At 66.2% G+C, this 16,520-nt stretch carries 16 protein-coding genes; 10 read left to right on the top strand and 6 right to left on the bottom strand.

Annotated elements, in window-relative coordinates; translation table 11 throughout:
* Nucleotides 1-40 precede the first annotated feature (40 nt).
* The 3 genes from ACQR1X_RS06915 (at nucleotide 41) to ACQR1X_RS06925 (ending at nucleotide 3,816) form a co-directional block, all read left to right on the top strand.
* Complete coding sequence (locus ACQR1X_RS06915; protein WP_315804823.1) at nucleotides 41-208, top strand: hypothetical protein; 168 nt, start codon at nucleotides 41-43, stop codon at nucleotides 206-208.
* A gap of 183 nt (nucleotides 209-391) precedes the next feature.
* A complete protein-coding gene (locus ACQR1X_RS06920; protein WP_434895017.1) occupies nucleotides 392-1,267 on the top strand; it encodes a dihydrodipicolinate synthase family protein in 876 nt (291 codons plus the stop codon).
* 215 nt (nucleotides 1,268-1,482) lie between these two features.
* Nucleotides 1,483-3,816 (top strand): xanthine dehydrogenase family protein molybdopterin-binding subunit, encoded by a 2,334-nt coding sequence (locus ACQR1X_RS06925; RefSeq protein ID WP_434895018.1) that lies wholly within the window; start codon nucleotides 1,483-1,485, stop codon nucleotides 3,814-3,816.
* Nucleotides 3,817-3,902: 86 nt separating this feature from the next.
* Here the strand turns inward: ACQR1X_RS06925 and ACQR1X_RS06930 are convergent, their stop codons facing one another.
* The 4 genes from ACQR1X_RS06930 to ACQR1X_RS06945 form a co-directional block, all read right to left on the bottom strand.
* Nucleotides 3,903-4,988, bottom strand: coding sequence for a tetratricopeptide repeat protein (locus tag ACQR1X_RS06930; RefSeq protein WP_434898550.1), 1,086 nt, complete (start codon nucleotides 4,986-4,988; stop codon nucleotides 3,903-3,905).
* An 8-nt stretch (nucleotides 4,989-4,996) separates the two neighbouring features.
* Nucleotides 4,997-6,169 (bottom strand): tetratricopeptide repeat protein, encoded by a 1,173-nt coding sequence (locus ACQR1X_RS06935; RefSeq protein WP_315804827.1) that lies wholly within the window; start codon nucleotides 6,167-6,169, stop codon nucleotides 4,997-4,999.
* Nucleotides 6,170-6,241: 72 nt separating this feature from the next.
* Entirely contained in the window at nucleotides 6,242-7,621 is a 1,380-nt protein-coding gene (locus ACQR1X_RS06940) for a sensor histidine kinase (RefSeq protein WP_434898551.1), read from the bottom strand.
* A complete protein-coding gene (locus tag ACQR1X_RS06945) occupies nucleotides 7,596-8,261 on the bottom strand; it encodes a response regulator transcription factor (protein ID WP_011924536.1) in 666 nt (221 codons plus the stop codon). Before ACQR1X_RS06945 ends, ACQR1X_RS06940 begins: the two co-directional genes overlap by 26 nt.
* A 119-nt stretch (nucleotides 8,262-8,380) precedes the next feature.
* Between ACQR1X_RS06945 and ACQR1X_RS06950 the strand changes: the two genes are divergently transcribed.
* From ACQR1X_RS06950 to ACQR1X_RS06975, 6 genes are all read left to right on the top strand, one after another.
* Entirely contained in the window at nucleotides 8,381-9,160 is a 780-nt protein-coding gene (locus tag ACQR1X_RS06950; protein WP_316177392.1) for an ABC transporter ATP-binding protein, read from the top strand.
* A 17-nt stretch (nucleotides 9,161-9,177) separates the two neighbouring features.
* On the top strand, nucleotides 9,178-10,044 hold the full coding sequence (locus tag ACQR1X_RS06955) for an ABC transporter permease (protein WP_315804830.1): 867 nt from the start codon (nucleotides 9,178-9,180) through the stop codon (nucleotides 10,042-10,044).
* A 40-nt stretch (nucleotides 10,045-10,084) separates the two neighbouring features.
* On the top strand, nucleotides 10,085-11,098 hold the full coding sequence (locus tag ACQR1X_RS06960; RefSeq protein ID WP_316216543.1) for an ABC transporter substrate-binding protein: 1,014 nt from the start codon (nucleotides 10,085-10,087) through the stop codon (nucleotides 11,096-11,098).
* 283 nt (nucleotides 11,099-11,381) lie between these two features.
* Entirely contained in the window at nucleotides 11,382-11,993 is a 612-nt protein-coding gene (locus ACQR1X_RS06965) for a LemA family protein (RefSeq protein ID WP_434898552.1), read from the top strand.
* Between the two features lie 16 nt (nucleotides 11,994-12,009).
* A complete protein-coding gene (locus ACQR1X_RS06970) occupies nucleotides 12,010-12,912 on the top strand; it encodes a TPM domain-containing protein (RefSeq protein WP_434898553.1) in 903 nt (300 codons plus the stop codon).
* A gap of 17 nt (nucleotides 12,913-12,929) precedes the next feature.
* Nucleotides 12,930-13,427 carry a TPM domain-containing protein gene (locus tag ACQR1X_RS06975; protein WP_434898554.1) on the top strand — a complete coding sequence of 166 codons (498 nt, stop codon included), beginning with the start codon at nucleotides 12,930-12,932 and terminating at the stop codon, nucleotides 13,425-13,427.
* 190 nt (nucleotides 13,428-13,617) lie between these two features.
* Here the strand turns inward: ACQR1X_RS06975 and ACQR1X_RS06980 are convergent, their stop codons facing one another.
* Nucleotides 13,618-14,586, bottom strand: coding sequence for a helix-turn-helix transcriptional regulator (locus tag ACQR1X_RS06980; protein WP_434898555.1), 969 nt, complete (start codon nucleotides 14,584-14,586; stop codon nucleotides 13,618-13,620).
* A gap of 87 nt (nucleotides 14,587-14,673) precedes the next feature.
* On the opposite strand from ACQR1X_RS06980, the gene ACQR1X_RS06985 reads away from it, so the two are divergent.
* Nucleotides 14,674-15,318: a glutathione S-transferase family protein gene (locus ACQR1X_RS06985; RefSeq protein ID WP_434898556.1), complete on the top strand. Its 645-nt coding sequence runs from the start codon at nucleotides 14,674-14,676 to the stop codon at nucleotides 15,316-15,318.
* 117 nt (nucleotides 15,319-15,435) lie between these two features.
* Here the strand turns inward: ACQR1X_RS06985 and ACQR1X_RS06990 are convergent, their stop codons facing one another.
* Nucleotides 15,436-16,296, bottom strand: coding sequence for a right-handed parallel beta-helix repeat-containing protein (locus ACQR1X_RS06990; protein ID WP_434898557.1), 861 nt, complete (start codon nucleotides 16,294-16,296; stop codon nucleotides 15,436-15,438).
* Nucleotides 16,297-16,520 lie beyond the last annotated feature (224 nt).

Below are 16,520 nucleotides of genomic sequence, written 5' to 3' on the forward strand. Positions count from 1 at the left end.
GGCATGATGGTTGGTCAATCCGGCGGAAAAATGACTGAAAATGGCGAAGTTCGTAGCCATTTTTGCCGTGTTTGACGCCACCGCGTTCGCCCTTCCTCGTCATGGTGCGCGCAATCGCAGATTGAATCGCTGCTTTCTCATCGCCTCTGCCGCCGGACCTTCCTCCATGGTGAAGAAGAAGTTTGAAGCTGGGTTTAACGCGAACTGATCGGCAGGTCAGTTGTGAGCGACAACATGCGATTTCTGCAGCAGTGTGACACCGTTGCACCCGCCCGCGCGAGCCAGGTTCCGCCCGGACGGACGCGTCGCTGGAAGCACTCAGTGCAGAGGGGGCTGCCCGCGATCATGCGCGTGCTTGCGGAGGCGGCGGCCCGGCCGCTATACCGGCCGCATGACTGAATTTCATGGTGTCTTCCCCTACCTGGCCTCGCCGATCGGCGCGGATGGCACGATCCGGACGGAGGTGCTGGGGCGGCTGTGCGATGATCTCATCCATGCCGGCGTGCACGGCCTGACGCCGCTCGGCTCGACCGGCGAGTTCGCCTATCTCGACCGCGCGCAGCGCATGACCGTCGTCGAGACAACCATCGAGGCCGCCCAGGGCCGCGTTCCCGTGATCGCAGGCGTGGCCTCGACTGCGATCGCTGATGCGGTGGCGCAGGCCAAGGCTTACCAGAGGCGCGGCGCAACCGGCATCCTGGCGGTGCTCGAAGCCTACTTCCCGGTCAACGACGCCGGTATCAAGGCGTATTTCCGGGCGATTGCCGATGCCGTCGACGTTCCCGTCGTCATCTACACCAATCCCCAGTTCCAGCGCTCCGACCTGTCGCTCGACGTCATCGCTGATCTCGCCGAGCATCCGCGCATCAACTACATCAAGGACGCGTCCACCAACACCGGCCGGCTGTTGTCGATCATCAATCGCTGCAGCGACGCCATCAAGGTGTTCGCGGCGTCCTCGCACATTCCGGCGGCGGTGATGCTGATCGGCGGCAAGGGCTGGATGGCCGGGCCGGCTTGCATCATTCCGCGCCAGAGCGTCGAACTCTACAATCTCTGCAGGGCGTCGCGCTGGGACGATGCGATGCTGCTGCAGAAGAAGCTGTGGCGCGTCAACGAGGCCTTCGCCCGCTTCAACCTCGCGGCCTGCATCAAGGCCGGCCTGTCGATCCAGGGGTACGACGTCGGCGATCCCGTGCCGCCGCAGGCCCCGCTCTCGCCCGAGCAGCGCAAGGTCGTCGAAGAGGTGCTGCGCAGCCTGGCGTGACGTTGGTCTGGCTTGACCCGGCCATCCATCCCAAACGGAGACGGGACTGTGGATGCCCGGGCCTTCGCTGGGCCGAAGCGTTTCGGCTGCGCAGGCGGGCCAAGCCCGGGCATGACAGTGCGGTATGACGCACCAGCACAATCATGGCTTGGCCAGCGGAACATCGATCCGCTAAAACCCCATGCAATTACATTGAACTGACCAAGGATTCCCGAATGAACATTCTTCCCAACAATATGCGGTTTGGTGCGGGGCAGCCCGTCAAGCGTCTGGAGGACCAGCGGCTGCTGACCGGGAAGGGGCAGTTCATCGACGACAAGGCGGAGGACGGCGCGCTGTGGCTCTACGTGCTGCGCTCCCCGCATGCGCATGCCAGGATCCTGTCGATCGACACCGCCGCCGCCCGCGAGATCGCGGGCGTGCAGGCGATCTACACCGGTGCGGACCTCGTCGCCGACGATGTCGGCACCATTCCGACATTGGCGATCTTCAAGCGTCCCGACGGCAAGCCGATGACGGTGCCGCCGCGCCGCCTGCTCGCCCATGAGGTCGTCCGCTTCACCGGCGAGGCGGTCGCGGCCGTGGTCGCGGCGTCGCGCACGATCGCGCAGGAAGCGGCGGAAGCGATCGTCGTCGACTACGAGGTGCTGCCGGCGGTGACCGATCCGGTGAAGGCGCTCGAGCCGGGTGCGCCCGTCGTCTGGGCCGAGGCGCCGGACAATATCGTTGCCGCGATGAGCTATGGCGATGCCGCCAAGGTGGAAGAGGCCTTCTCCAGCGCCGCGCACAAGGTGTCGCTCGACATTGCCAGCCAGCGCCTGGTGCCCTCGGCGATGGAGCCGCGCTCGACCATTGCCGAGATCGAGAAGAAGACCGGCCGGCTGCTGCTGTACGTGCAGTCGCAGACGCCGGCCTCGACCCGTGACGTGCTGGCGGAAGCCGTGCTGAAGCGGCCGAAGGAAAGTGTGCGCGTGCTGGTCGGCGACATCGGCGGCGGCTTCGGCCAGAAGACCAACCTCTATCCTGAGGACGGCATCGTCGCCTATGCCGCGACCAAGCTCGGCAAGAAGATCCGCTGGCGCGCCGAGCGCACCGACGAGTTCGTCGGCGGCACGCATGGCCGCGACCTCACCTCGACCGCCGAGTTCGCTTTGGACGCCAAGGGCAAGGTGCTGGCCTATCGCGTGCGCTCGATCGGCGCCACCGGCGCCTATTCATCGGGTGCGGCCAACATCATTCCGCTGGTGCTCGGGCCGTTCGTGCAGACCGGTGTCTATGACCTGCCGCTGGTGCATTTCGAGGTGAAGACCGTGATGACGCATACCGCGCCGGTCGGTGCCTATCGCGGCGCCGGGCGTCCCGAGGCGGTGTTCATCGTGGAGCGCCTGTTCGACGCGGCCGCGCGCCAGATCGGGATCGATCCGCGCGCGATCCGCAAGGCCAACTACATCAAGCCGGCGCAACTGCCCTACACCAACGCCGTCGGCCAGGTCTATGATTCCGGCGCCTTTGCCCACATGCTGGAGCGCGCGTCCAAGCTTGCGGACTGGGACGGCTTCAATGCGCGCAAGCGCGAAGCGAAGAAGCGCGGCATGCTCTACGGCCGCGGCCTCACCTCCTACATCGAATGGACCGGCGGCCGCGCCCACACGGAGAAGGTGTCGCTGCACGCGACCTCCGAGGGCCGCGTCATCCTGCACTCCGGCACCATGGCGATGGGGCAGGGATTGCAGACCACCTACACCCAGATGATCTCCGACACGCTCGGCATCCCGCTCGACAAGATCGACGTGGTGCAGGGCGACACCGATCTCGCCACCGGCTTCGGCAGCGTCGGCTCGCGCTCGCTCTTCGTCGGCGGCACCGCGGTGGCGGTGTCCTCCAACGATCTCATCAGCAAGGCGCGCGAGAAGGCGTCGAACCTCTTGGAGACCGCGGTCGAGGACATCGAGTATCGCGACGGCGTCCTCACCGTCGTCGGCACCGACCGCCGCATCAGCCTGTTCGAGATCGCGCAGAAGGAGCAGGGCGCCAAGCTGTCGGTCGACAGCGAGGGCGAGGTCGATGGTCCGAGCTGGCCGAACGGCACCCATATCTGCGAGGTCGAGATCGATCCGGAGACCGGCATCAGCCGTGTCGTGCGCTACACCACCGTCGACGACGTCGGCGTTGCCGTCAATCCGATGCTGGTGGCCGGCCAGATCCATGGCGGCGTCGCCCAGGGCATCGGCCAGGCGCTGTACGAGAACGTCGCCTACGATGCCGATGGCCAGCTCCTGACCGCGACCTATCAGGACTACTGCATTCCGCGCGCCGACGACGTGCCGCCGATCGTCGTCACGCTCGATGATTCCGCGCCCTGCAAGACCAACCCGCTGGGCGCCAAGGGCTGCGGCGAATCCGGCGCCATCGGCGGCCCGCCCTGCGTCACCAATGGCGTGATGGACGCGCTGTTCGAGCTGGGCATCACCAATCTGCAGACCCCGCTGACGCCTGAGAAGGTATGGGCGGCGATCCGGGATGCGAAGGCCAAGAAGGCGGCGGCGTAAGCATAACTTCACTTCTCAGACCGCCGCATCCGTCTGCCGCTTGCCGGCATTGAGGATGCGGCGGTCAGGCCACCGCAGACGAGATGCTACCCGCGGATGGCGATGCCGCGGCCACATGCACTGTTGATGAAGCAGGCGCGCAGCGCGTCGTCGAGCTGGTCGGACCGTTTGCCGTTCAGAGCGAGGTCCGGAAAGCCATGACCCCGCAGGTAGACCTGCATCTGCAGGATCGCGCGATTGCCGCCCAGCGCGACGATGGTTTCGAGGTCCTGCCTGGCATCCGGCTCTCGTCCGGTGCGGGTGAGGATCAAGGCGCGCTGCACGAACATGTTGACGAGGTCGGGTCGGGCCGGGCCGGGAAGCACCCGCTGTCCGGGCGGACCGAGAACCTTGTTCAGGTCGGCAAGCGCTGCGCTGTCGTCTCCCAGCCCGGCCAGTATCGTCGCCCGCATCTGCAGCGCCTGGAGATCAGACCCCGCCGCGAGGATCGCATCGAGATCCTCCTTGGCGCCAGCCGCCTTGCCGGTCTGCAGCCTGATCTCGGCGCGTGTCATGCGGCTTCGCCGATCGTCGGGCTCGATTGCGATGGCCCGATCGAGATCCGCCTCCGACTGCTCCGGCCGGCCGCTTCGGTTTGCAAGGATGGCCCGGATCCAGAGCGCATCGACCGATGGCGGGTTGCGGACGAGGGCGTCGGTGGCCAACTGAAGCGCGGCCTGATCGTCCTGACCGATGAGGATGAAGGCCATGGTCGCCAGCGCGTCGGCATTCTCAGGGGCGGCCTGCAGCGCCGCCTTCACGTCGCGCGTGGCCTCGGTCAGCTGGGCGGGTATCCTTAGGCGGGCGCGGAGCAGCAGCGCCGGCACGTTGCCGGGCTGCTCGGTAATGGCGGTATCAAGCTCGGCGATCGCCTGCGGCAGCCTGGCGATCTCGGTGAGCTGACGCGCGCGAACGACGCGCTGCTGCGAACGGACATCCGCCGGCAGTGTTGCTGAAACTTCCGGCGGATCACATTCGCCGCGGGCTCTCGCCGGATAGGGCAGCTTGCATGTTCCGAAGCCGAAGGAGCGGATCGGGCCCGCCGTTCCAAGCATGTCTTCGGCGAGAGAGGGCGTGCCCAGCAGCCCGGCGATCAGGATGAGCGGGACGGCGGAGCGAATGCGGGATGTCATCGGAGGACTCACTTGCAGAGCTTGTCGAGCATGCAGGCGCGGATCGCGTCCTTGAAGTCGGGCGTCAGTTCGTCAGGCGCCTGGTTCGAGCGCCAATAGCCGGCGGTGCGCAGCGCCAGAACGGTCCGCTTGAGCACCGACTCTTCGATGCTCACGGCCAGCACCATGTCGTCGAACGCGAGATCGGTCTCGTCGAGTTCCCGATGCATCAGTGCACGCATGCGGAACGCCTCGCCGGATGGCGGATCAATCGCCGCGGCACGATCGAATTCGGCGATCGCCTCGCGGAATTGCTGACGCTTGGCGTGGATGAGCCCGAGGTCGAAGAAGGTCTCATATTGCTCGGACCCGAGCGATTTGGCTTCCTGCAGGTCGGCAAACGCCTCCTGCTCTCGTCCGGGTCTGTAGGTGAGCAAGTGGCCCCGTGCCGTGAGCGACAGGGGAATCCGTCGATAGGTTACGGCAGCGTTCAAGTCCTGCTCTGCACGGTCAAACTGGCCGACTGTCCAGTAAATGCGCGCGCGGTTCTTCAGAGCGACGATGTAGAAGTCGAGCCGGTTACCATAGCCGTCGAAATAGGGCTGCAGATTGATCTCGTCGGGACCGAGCGCAACCAGCGCGTCAGCGGTCTTCAGCGCTTCGTCGAAGCGGCGCAAACGCTGATGACTGTCGCTGCTGAGCAGCAGCGCATACTGGTTTCTCGGCGCGATCGCCAAGGCCATGTCATAATAGCGGATCGCGGAGCGGTCGTCGCCGGCGTCTGCATAGGAGGCGCCGACGCGCCAGATCGCATTCGGATTGGACGGATTGAGCGTCAGGACCTTCTCGATGAGTGAGTGGCTCAGTGTGAGATCGCCGAGACGGGACGCCGTCGTCGCGCGGGACAGCAGCAGTTCTTCATCGGTCGGCATCAGCGCGATGGCGGCATCGTAATCCTTCGCTGCAAAGTCCCACCGCTTCGTGTGATAGTAGCCCGAGCCTCGAACCGAGAGGGCGCGGCCACGCTCGGCCGAGGATGTGTTGGGCTCGGCAAGGATTCGGGAGCAGGCCGCAATGACGATCTCGGGGGAGGTCCTGAGCAGGGACTTCGCGCATTCGCCGTCCTGATCCGCGGCGGTTGCCGGTGCGGTGCATGAGAGACTGGCCGCTGCAACAATTCCTAGAACGGCAAGCCGTACCATGGTGGTTCCCCTGATGCTGGGAACGACATACCGTTGATTTCAGAACGGGCGTGTAATGAAACAACTAAAGGTTTAGCCATGGGGCTGGGGTGGTAGTTCCAGGATCACGCTGAAGTCGCCCGCGCTGCCCGCAAACCGCAGGTTTCCGCCGTGGGCCTCCGCGACGTCCTTGGCGATCGCAAGCCCAAGCCCCGATCCATGCGAGCCGTCGCCCTTCTGAAAGGGCACCAGCAATCCCGCCTGCGCCTCCGCCGCGATGCCCGGCCCATCATCCCAGACGATGATCACCACATGCGCTGTCGTTCTCTCCACGCGCACCATCAGCCGCGTTGCCGCCCCATGCGCCAGCGCATTGTGGATCAGATTGGCGAGCGCTTCGCGTAGGCTGATGGCGTCCGCGGCAACCACCGCGTCATCCTCCGAGGCGACAAAGCTGACGGAAACCTCCCGATCCAGCGTCAGCGGGACGCTCTGCGACAACACCGATTTCGCCAGCGCGTTGATATCGGTCGCAACGAACCGTGGTGCCTGGGCGCGGTGCTGGATCATGGCGTGATCGAGCAACTGGCTGGTGAGACGGGCGAGGTCGGCGATGCGGCCGCGCAGCCGGTCGAGCGCCTTCGGGTCCTTGGTGTGATCGCTCAGCAGCTCGACCTCGGCATCGATGGCCGCGAGCGGCGTGCGCAGCTGGTGCGTGGCGTCGGCGATGAAGCGCTGCATCAGCGCGATGCGCTCGGCGAGGCGCTGCATGAAGCCGTCGATGGCGCCGACCAGCGCGCGCACCTCGCGCGGCGGCGTGATCGCGATCGGGCTGAGATCATCGGGGCGCCGCTTGACGATCTCGGCCTCGATCCGCGTCAGCGGCGCGAACACCAGCCGCAGGCACAGCGCGGTCGCGACCAGCGCCAGCAGGCTCATCGCCGCGATCAGGCCGATCGCCTTCGAGGCAAGATCCCAGGTCAGCGCGTCGCGGGCGCGCAGGGTCTGCGCCAGCACGATCAGGCTCCAGCCGTCGCCAGGCGCGCCGTCGAGCTTGCGCGCCACCGCGGCGATGCGCACGGCCTGGTCGCGATAGACGCCGTCGCGCAGCACCACGCCCTCGCGCAGCGCCCTGGCGGGCGCGGTGACGGCGAGGTCGTCATAGCCGGCGATGACGACGCCGCGCGGATCGGTGACGCGATAGAACACGAGGTCATAGGCCGACAATGTCGCAAACGCTGCCGCCGGCGGATCCAGCGTCACGACGCCGCCCTGCATGTAGATGTTCTCGGCGATCTGCACGGCGCCGCCCGCGAGCAGCTTGTCATAGGCGTCGCGCGCGGCGGTCGCGGCATATTGCCAAGCGGCGAGGCTGAGCACGACGGCGCCGATGGCCAGGATCGCGCCGATCGCGATCAGCAGCCGCGCGCGCAGCGACGCCCTGAGGTCACGAAGCGTGGAGCTGATAGCCAAGGCCGCGCTCGGTCTTGATTTCGACTGACGTCGCCGCCAGCTTGCGCCGGAGACGCGCGATGAACTGCTCGACTGCGTTGGGGCTCGGGTCCTGGTCGAAGCTGAAGAGCTGCTCGACCAGCTCCTCCTTGGCGACGTAGCGACCGGGACGTGCGGCGAGGATTTCCAGCACGGTCAGCTCGCGCCGCGTCAGGTCCAGCGGCTGGCCGGCGACGCTGGCGGTGCGCCCGGCGCGGTCGATCACCAGCGGCCCCAGAGTCAGCAGATTGTCGGACTGGCCGGCCGCACGCCGGAGCAGCGCACGGGCGCGCGCTTCGAGCTCGCGATAGTCGAACGGCTTGATCAGGTAGTCATCGGCGCCGAGATCGAGCGCGCCGATCCGGTCGTCGACCGCCGAGCGCGCGGTCAGCACCAGCACCGGCGTGCGCAGGCCGCGCTTGCGCAAATGTTTCAGCACCGCGAAGCCGTCCATGTTCGGCAGCATCACGTCGAGCACGATGAGGTCATAGGTCTGCACCTCGATCAGCTCGCTCGCGGTGCGGCCGTCCTTCTCCCAGTCGACGGCGTAGCCGATCCGCTCGAACCGGCTGGTCACGGCGGCGCCGATCTCGGGCGTGTCTTCCACCAGCAGGATGCGCAAGGTCTCGTTGTCCGCCTCGGAGTCAGGTTCGCGTCAGTCTCCTCCTCTATCACTTCGAATAAGGGCGCCGAAGTGCACCAGGCGAAATTTCGCACTGCAATATAGAGGAGGGGAGGACGATGACCGTCCATCAATCGCCATCTCAGTTCGAGCCGCTGCTCTCGGTCGAGGGCGTGACGCTCCAGTACAAGACGCCGGACACCCTGGTCACGGCGACCTATCGCGTCGATTTCAAGGTGTTCGATGCCGACCGCTTCGTGCTGCTCGGCCCCTCCGGCTGCGGCAAATCCACGCTTCTCAAGGCGATCGGCGGCTATCTGAAGCCGACCGAGGGCCGCATCCGGCTCAAGGGCCACGACGTCAGCGAGCCCGGCCCGGACCGCATGATGGTATTCCAGGAGTTCGACCAGCTGCTGCCGTGGAAGACCGTGCGCGAGAACGTCGTGTTCGCGCTGACCGCCAGCGGCCGGCTCGGCACGGCCGAGGCCAACGAGCGGGCGAAGTCCTATATCGACAAGGTCGGCCTGACCAAGTTCATCGACTCCTATCCGCACATGCTCTCCGGCGGCATGAAGCAGCGTGTCGCGATCGCCAGGGGCATGGCGATGGAGCCCGACGTGCTGTTGATGGATGAGCCGTTCGCCGCCTTGGACGCGCTGACCCGGCGCAAGATGCAGGATGAGCTGCTGCAGCTCTGGCAGGACACCCGCTTCACCGTGCTGTTCGTGACGCATTCGATCGAGGAGGCGATCAAGATCGGCTCCCGCATCCTGCTGCTGTCGCCGCATCCCGGCCGCGTCCGCGCCGAGCTCAACAGCGTGCCGCCGGGCACGATGGGCTCGCCGGAACAGGTCGCGCTCGAAGGGCGCATCAACGACATGCTGTTCGGCCATCACTAGAGACGAGGAGAGCATCCATGAGCGAGACGCTGGCGCTGCGCCCCGAAATCGTCAATGCAGACACGCCCCTCGGTGACGTCAAGGTCGAGGCGAGCCTGTCCTGGCTGGAACGCATCTACCGCATCGGTGCGGTCCGCAAGGCCATCATCCTGATGGCGCTCGCCGCGCTGTGGCAGGCCTATGGCCTGTGGCTCGGCAATCCCCTGTTGTTTCCGACCTTCACCGATACGCTCTCAGCCTTCTTCGAGAACATCGGCAACGGTATCATCCCTGCGCGCACCCTGGTGTCGCTGGAGACGCTCTTGATCGGCTACGGCATCGGCATCGCGCTGGCGGCCGTGCTGACCACGATCGCGATCGGCTCGCGGATCGGCGCCGACATGCTGGAGGCGCTGACCTCGATGTTCAACCCGCTGCCGGCGATCGCATTGCTGCCGCTGGCGCTGATCTGGTTCGGCCTCGGCAAGGGCAGTATCATCTTCGTGCTGGTGCATTCGGTGCTGTGGGCGATCGCGCTCAACACCCATTCCGGCTTCCGCTCGGTGTCGAACACCTTGCGCATGGTCGGCCTGAACTACGGCCTGCGCGGGCTGAAGCTGGTGCGCTTCATCCTGATCCCCGCGGCCTTTCCGGCCATCCTCACCGGCCTGAAGGTCGGCTGGGCCTTCGCCTGGCGCACCCTGATCGCGGCCGAGCTGGTGTTCGGCGTGTCCTCCGGCTCGGGCGGGCTCGGCTGGTTCATCTTCGAGAACCGCAACCAGCTGGAGACGGCGAACGTGTTCGCCGGGCTGTTCACCGTGATCTTCATCGGCCTCGTCGTCGAGAACGTCGTGTTCGCCACCATCGAGCGCAAGACGGTGCGGCGCTGGGGCATGCAGCACTGAATTTCGAGTTATAAGCACAACAACAAGGAAGGAGACGACCATGTCCTGGAGCAAATCATTCACGGCCGCCGCGCTCGGCCTCGCCGCGCTGCTCGGCGCCACCGCCGCGCAGGCCGAGGTCAAGGAGATCAGGCTCTCCAAGGGCTACGGCATCCTCTATCTGCCGCTGATCGTGATGGAAGATCAGAAGCTGATGGAGAAGCAGGCCGAGAAGGCCGGGCTCGGTCCGTTCAAGGTGAACTGGCAGATGCTCGACGGCGGCAACATCATCAACGACGCGATGATGGCCGGCTCGCTCGACATCGCCGGCACCGGTGCGCCCGGCTTCATCACGCTGTGGGCCAAGGCCAAGGGCATTCCGGCGGTGGAGGTGGTCGGCGTCAGCGGCCTCAGCTCCACCTCGCTGTGGATGAACACCAACAATCCCGAGATCAAGTCGCTGAAGGATTTCAAGCCGAGCGACAAGATCGCCCTGCCGGGCATCAAGACCTCGCTGTCGGCGGTCATGCTGCAGATGATGGCAGCGCAGGAGTTCGGCAAGGAGAACTACGCCAAGCTCGATCCGATGACCGTCGGCCTGCCGCATCCGGAGGCGCTGGCGGCGCTCACCTCGGGCAAGACCGAGATCACGGCGCATTTCACCTCCCCGCCGTTCTCCTACATCGAGCTGAAGGATTCGAAGATCCGCCGCGTTGCCAATTCCGCCGACGTGCTCGGACGGATGACGATGGACGTGGTGTTCGCGCCCAAGCGCTTCGTCGACGCCAATCCCAAGGTCGTGCAGGCGTTCCTCGACGCGCTCGACGAGGCCTGCACGCTGATCGCCAACGACAAGGCTGCCGCGGCCGAGATCTACGCCCGCACCGCCAAGGTGAAGACCACCAAGGAGGACGTGCTGGAGATGCTGCAGGACAAGGACACCTGGTTCTCCGCGACGCCCGAGGGCGTGCTGAAGATCGCCGAGTTCATGCACGGCGTCGGCTCGATCAAGGTCAAGCCCGCGAGCTGGCAGGACATGTTTGTGACCCAGCTGCGCGACCGCAAGGGCAGTTGAGCGGGAGTTCGGCGAGTCGGTTGCAAGATTGCGTCTCAACTGCCTCCGCCCGTCATTGCGAGCGCAGCGAAGCAATCCAGGGTGGTGGGCGGGACTCTGGATTGCTCGCGCTCGCAATGACGGCGGAGGGTATGTCCTCCAACGCTGCCTGAGCCCCGGAACTTCCCTGAACCGACCCACCGGCCGCCGCGACCCATGTCCGGCGGCCGGCTGCCGTCATTGCGCCGTCGCCAAAGCTGTGCTGTGTGAAGGCGGTACAACCGGATGAAGAGGGGGACGCGCGATGCGGAGATTGCTGACCGTGCTGGCGGCGCTGATGACGCTGAGCCTGACCAATTGCGGCTACAACGCCATCCAGACCAATGACGAGCAGGTCAAGGCGGCCTGGTCGGAGGTGGTCAACCAGTATCAGCGCCGTGCCGACCTCGTGCCCAACCTGGTCAACAGCGTGAAGGGCTTTGCCCAGCAGGAGAAGGACGTGCTGCTCGGCGTCACCAACGCCCGCGCCAAGGTCGGCAGTGTCCAGGCCACGCCCGACGTCGTCAACGATCCCGCGGCGCTGCAGAAGTTCCAGGCGGCGCAGAGCGAGCTGACCTCCGCGCTGTCGCGGCTGCTGGTGGTCACCGAGAACTACCCGCAGCTCAAATCGGACGCGCTGTTCCGCGACCTGATGTCCCAGCTCGAAGGCACCGAGAACCGCATCACGGTGGCGCGCAACCGCTACATCAAGGCGGTGCAGGAGTATAATGTCGGCATCCGAACGTTCCCGAACAACCTGACCGCCATGGTCCTCGGCTACAAGGAAAAGGCGAACTTCACCGTCGAGAACGAGCGCGAGATCTCGGTCGCGCCGAAGGTCGACTTCAACGCGCCATCGCCCGCGCCGTCGAAATAGCCGGAGCCAAGGAATCGTGCGCGCGCTGCCGGTCCTCAAGGCGCTGCTTGCGACGCTGTTCGTCTGCCTCGCGACGGTCGTGATGGCGGACGTGGCGGTGCCGCAGCTCACCGGCCGCGTCGTCGACCAGACCGGCACGCTGTCCTCCTCGGACATCGCAGGCCTCACGCAGAAGCTGAAGGACCTGGAAACCCGCAAGGGCAGCCAGGTCGCGGTGCTGATCGTGCCGACGACGCAGCCCGAGACCATCGAGCAGTTTTCGCTCCGCGTCGCCGAGACCTGGAAGATCGGGCGCAAGAAGGTCGATGACGGCGCGCTGCTGGTGATCGCCAAGAACGACCGCAAGCTGCGCATCGAGGTCGGCTACGGCCTCGAAGGCAGCCTCACCGACGTCACCGCGCGGCGCATCATCGACGAGGTCATCACGCCGAGATTTCGCAGCGGCGATTTCGCCGGCGGCATCGACGCCGGCGTCGACCGCATCATCGGCGTGATCAATGGCGAGAGTCTGCCGGTGCCGCAGCCGCAGGCCTCGCACGGCACGGATCTCGACATCGACACCATCTCCTCGTTCGCACCTGTCGCCTTCTTCGGTGCGATCTTTCTCGGTGGCGTGCTGCGGGCCTTGTTGGGGCGGCTGCTGGGTTCGCTTGCGACCGGGGGCGCGCTGGGGATTCTGACCTGGGTGCTCGTGGGTTCGATCACGCTCGCACTGCTGTCCAGCGTGGCCGGCATCGTCATTGCCTTCATCGCCGGCGGCTTGTCCTCGTCGATGCCGACGTCGGGCGGGCGCCGCGGCAGCGGCTGGTCGAGCGGCTCGTCATCCGGCGGCTGGAGCAGCGGCAGTTCGAGCGACAGCGGCAGCTTTTCCGGCGGCGGCGGCAGTTTCGGCGGCGGCGGCGCCTCGGGCAGCTGGTGAGGACGGGGCGCGCGACCATGGGCATCAGGCGGATCGGCCGGCATCTCCTGCATCATCACTGGCAGCTCAAGCGCATCTTCACGCCGGCCGTGCTGGCCCGCATCGAGCAGGCGATCAGGGACGGCGAGCGCACCCATGCCGGCCAGCTCCGCTTCGTCGTCGAGGGCGCGCTCGACGGCCGGCCGCTGTGGCGCGACCAGCCGCCGCGCGAGCGCGCGCTCGACGTGTTCTCGCAATTGCGCATCTGGGACACCGCTGATAACAACGGCGTCCTGATCTACCTGCTCTTGGCTGATCGCGACGTCGAGATCATCGCCGACCGCGGCATTCATCACCGCGTCGGCGCCGAGGGCTGGGAGACGATCTGCCGCGCGATGGAGGCTGAGTTCCGCGCCGGACGCTTCGAGCAGGGCGTGATGCAGGGCATCGCGGCCGTGTCGCGCGAGCTCGCCAGGTACTTTCCGCCGCATGCGGGAGAGACGAACGAGCTGCCCGACGCGCCAGTGGTGCTGTAGCGCTGATCGTACCAGTCGCACTCACTTCGCCGGTCGCGCTCATCCTAGCTGGATGTGAGCGCGCCCCCTCTTGCCCCGTCATTGCGAGCGCAGCCAAGCAATCCAGAGTCCTGCCCTCCACCCTGGATTGCTTCGCTGCGCTCGCAACGACGCGGATGGAAAATACGTCCACAACTCACACCGTCGCAGCTCAGGCGCCGTAGCGCTTCGCCATCGCCTGCGCCAGCTCGGCCATCTTCGCGCGCAACTCCGGCGGATCGAGCACCTCGGCCTCGGGGCCAAACCGCAGCAATTCACCCGCGGCGTGCCACAGCGTCGTCCCGGTCGGGATCGTCGCGATACGCCAGCCCTGCGCATCGGCCTCGTCGGCGAGGCGCATGCGGGCGCGCACGTAAGGCTGGCTCCACACTTCCAGCAGTTTCACACCGAGCGGTGACAGGCGCACCGTGGCCGTCTTCGGATGCAGTTCCGCCTCCAGCCGCTCCGTCGCGGCGCGCCAATAGGCGGCAAGGTCGAAATCGGCGGGCCGCGCGAAACTCTCGTTCGTCACCGTGCAGTCAAGGATGCGCGCGACGCGATAGGTGCGCACGCTGCGCTCGACCCCTCCTGCGAGATACCAATTGCCGCCCTTCAGCACGAGGCCGAGCGGCGCGACGCGGCGGCGCTTCTCGGCGCGCCAGGTCTGGTAGCGGATGTCGATCTGCCGCTCGGCGAGCAGGGCATCGGCGATGGCGCGCAGATGCGGCGGCTCCTCGGCCTCGCCGAACCAGCCGGGCGCGTCGAGGTGGAAGCGCGCCTGCATGCGGCCGGCATTGGCGCGCAGGCTCTGCGGCAGCGCTGCCACCAGCTTGGTCTGCGCCGCGCTCATCGCGTCGTCGAGCCCGAGGGCTGCGGCGGGGCCGGGCAGGCCCGCCATGAACAGCGCATCGGTCTCGGCCGGGGACAGCCCGTTCAGCCGCACGCGATAGCCGTCGAGCAGGCGGAACCCGCCTTCGGCGCCGCGCTCGGCATAGACCGGGATGCCCGCCGCGGCGAGCGCGTCGATGTCGCGATAGATCGTGCGCACCGAGACCTCGCAGGCGGATGCGAGCTCGGGCGCCGTGACCTGTCCCTTGGCCTGCAGGGTGGTGAGGATGGAGAGCAGCCGGCTCGCGCGCATGACGTTGTTTAAACATACCTGACACGCCTTGTCAGGTATGGTGTGCGACAAGCCCGCCACCGCAGCCGGCAATGGGAGGAGACCAACATGACCACCGACGACAAGATCACGCTGTATTACTCGCCGCAGACCCGCGCCGCGGGCGCGCGCATCCTGCTCGAGGAGCTGGGCGCGCCCTATGATCTGCACGTCCTCAACATGAAGGCGGGCGAGCAGCGCAAGCCGGAATTCCTGGCCGTCAATCCGCTCGGCAAGGTGCCGACGATCGGACATCGCGGCCAGATCGTGACCGAGCAGGTCGCGATCTTCATCTATCTCGCCGATCTGTTTCCCCAGGCGGGGCTGACGCCGGCGGTCGACGATGCCCTGCGCGGACCTTATCTGCGCTGGATCGCGTATTACGGCGCGTCGTTCGAGCCCGCCGTGATCGACCATTTCATGAAGCGCGAGCCCGCGCCGGTCACGCAGTCGCCCTATGCCGATTACGACACGATGCTGGGGGCGCTGGAGCAGCAGCTCGCCAAGGGGCCGTATCTGCTCGGCGAGCGCATGACCGCCGCCGACGTGCTGTGGGGCGTCGCCTTCAACTGGACCATGATGTTCGGCGTGGTGCCGCGCAAGGAGGTGTTCGTGCGCTATGCCGAGCGCATCACCCAGCGGCCGGCGTTCCAGCGCGTCACCGCCGCGGATGCCGAGATGGCGGCCCAGCACGCGGCCGCCGCCGGCGTCTGAGCGCCAGCATCGAGGCAATCGAGCGAGGTCCCGCCGGCAACAGGACCTCGCTGATGTGATTGCACGATGTCCGCCAGGCGCGGGTCGCCAGATGCCGGGCTTCCCGCAACGGCGCCGCTAGTTCAGGCTGATCCCCGTGAGCGGCGTGCCGTCGACGCCGTTGTTGCTGATCGCGTTGTTCTTGAAGGACGAGACCGAGCCGCCGCCGGTCTGGACGACGCCGTTGGAATTGCCCTGGATGACGGAATTTCCCAACGTCACGATGGCGCCGCTGCCGCTTGCCAGAACGCCGGTGTTGTTGAACTCGGAGGTCAGCCGATCGAGAAACACCCCCATACCCGGCTTTCCGGCCGGGACCGTCGCGGATATTCCGGCATTGCCATTTTCGATGGCCTTGGTGTTGGAGACGAGCACGCTGATTGCGCTGCTCGAATTGGCGGTTGTGACCGTGACGCCGAACGCCGACGCCTTGAGCGAGGAGTCCGCGATCACCACCTGTGCCGCACCGGTCGGCGCGACAGAGATTGCGCTTTGCGAGAAGTTCTCGAAGGTACAGTTCTCGATGACGAGCTTTCGGCCGGCGAGAAAATTGACGCCGTTGAGGCCGAGGGTCGTGCCGGCGCCGTTGATGCTCAGATTGCGCAGGATGATGACATCGTTGGCGCCGGCATTCACATTGATGCCGTTGGTCGCCGACGCCAGGACCGAGGCCATGGTCCCCCCGCCGTCGATGGTGATCGACTTGGTGATCGTGACGGCGCCGTAGCCGCCGGGATCGAGCACGTCGATCTCACCGCCGGCGGCGGTCTTCGAGATCGCGCCGGCGAAGGTCTTGCAGGGCGCCGTGCGGCTGCACGGGTTGACGTCGTCGCCGACGCCGGACACCCAGGTCCGCGTCGCCTGCGCGTGAGCCCCTGGCGAGGCCAGGATCAAAAGTGCGGCGCACAAAAATCCGATCGAAGAAATGAGCTTTCGCATGAGTGCTCCCCTTGAAATGCTGGAAATGAAAAAATAGTCCGAACGCAGAGTATTAGTCTACGAAAGCAACCAGAGCGTTCATCGAAAACGGCGAGGCCGGACGGCACAATATGCAATCTATGATTGCGTATCGACCAGAGGCGATCTCGCTGACAGTGCGGGACCGTCATCGTTGTTCCGGTCTCTTGGGGGGCCATAACATCCTTAGGCTTCGAAAGTGCTCC

It is taken from the genome of Bradyrhizobium sp. HKCCYLRH3073, from assembly GCF_051167995.1.
Classification (GTDB): Bacteria; Pseudomonadota; Alphaproteobacteria; order Rhizobiales; family Xanthobacteraceae; genus Bradyrhizobium.

Excerpts from the sequence above, each read along its gene's own strand:
- ACQR1X_RS06930 (WP_434898550.1), bottom strand. The coding sequence starts at position 4,988 with ATGACATCCCGCATTCGCTCCGCCGTCCCGCTCATCCTGATCGCCGGG.
- ACQR1X_RS06920 (WP_434895017.1), top strand. The coding sequence starts at position 392 with ATGACTGAATTTCATGGTGTCTTCCCCTACCTGGCCTCGCCGATCGGC.
- ACQR1X_RS06925 (WP_434895018.1), top strand. The coding sequence starts at position 1,483 with ATGAACATTCTTCCCAACAATATGCGGTTTGGTGCGGGGCAGCCCGTC.
- ACQR1X_RS06990 (WP_434898557.1), bottom strand. The coding sequence starts at position 16,296 with ATGCGAAAGCTCATTTCTTCGATCGGATTTTTGTGCGCCGCACTTTTG.
- ACQR1X_RS06935 (WP_315804827.1), bottom strand. The coding sequence starts at position 6,169 with ATGGTACGGCTTGCCGTTCTAGGAATTGTTGCAGCGGCCAGTCTCTCA.
- ACQR1X_RS06960 (WP_316216543.1), top strand. The coding sequence starts at position 10,085 with ATGTCCTGGAGCAAATCATTCACGGCCGCCGCGCTCGGCCTCGCCGCG.
- ACQR1X_RS06915 (WP_315804823.1), top strand. The coding sequence starts at position 41 with ATGGCGAAGTTCGTAGCCATTTTTGCCGTGTTTGACGCCACCGCGTTC.
- ACQR1X_RS06975 (WP_434898554.1), top strand. The coding sequence starts at position 12,930 with ATGGGCATCAGGCGGATCGGCCGGCATCTCCTGCATCATCACTGGCAG.
- ACQR1X_RS06965 (WP_434898552.1), top strand. The coding sequence starts at position 11,382 with ATGCGGAGATTGCTGACCGTGCTGGCGGCGCTGATGACGCTGAGCCTG.
- ACQR1X_RS06955 (WP_315804830.1), top strand. The coding sequence starts at position 9,178 with ATGAGCGAGACGCTGGCGCTGCGCCCCGAAATCGTCAATGCAGACACG.
- ACQR1X_RS06980 (WP_434898555.1), bottom strand. The coding sequence starts at position 14,586 with ATGCGCGCGAGCCGGCTGCTCTCCATCCTCACCACCCTGCAGGCCAAG.
- ACQR1X_RS06950 (WP_316177392.1), top strand. The coding sequence starts at position 8,381 with ATGACCGTCCATCAATCGCCATCTCAGTTCGAGCCGCTGCTCTCGGTC.
- ACQR1X_RS06985 (WP_434898556.1), top strand. The coding sequence starts at position 14,674 with ATGACCACCGACGACAAGATCACGCTGTATTACTCGCCGCAGACCCGC.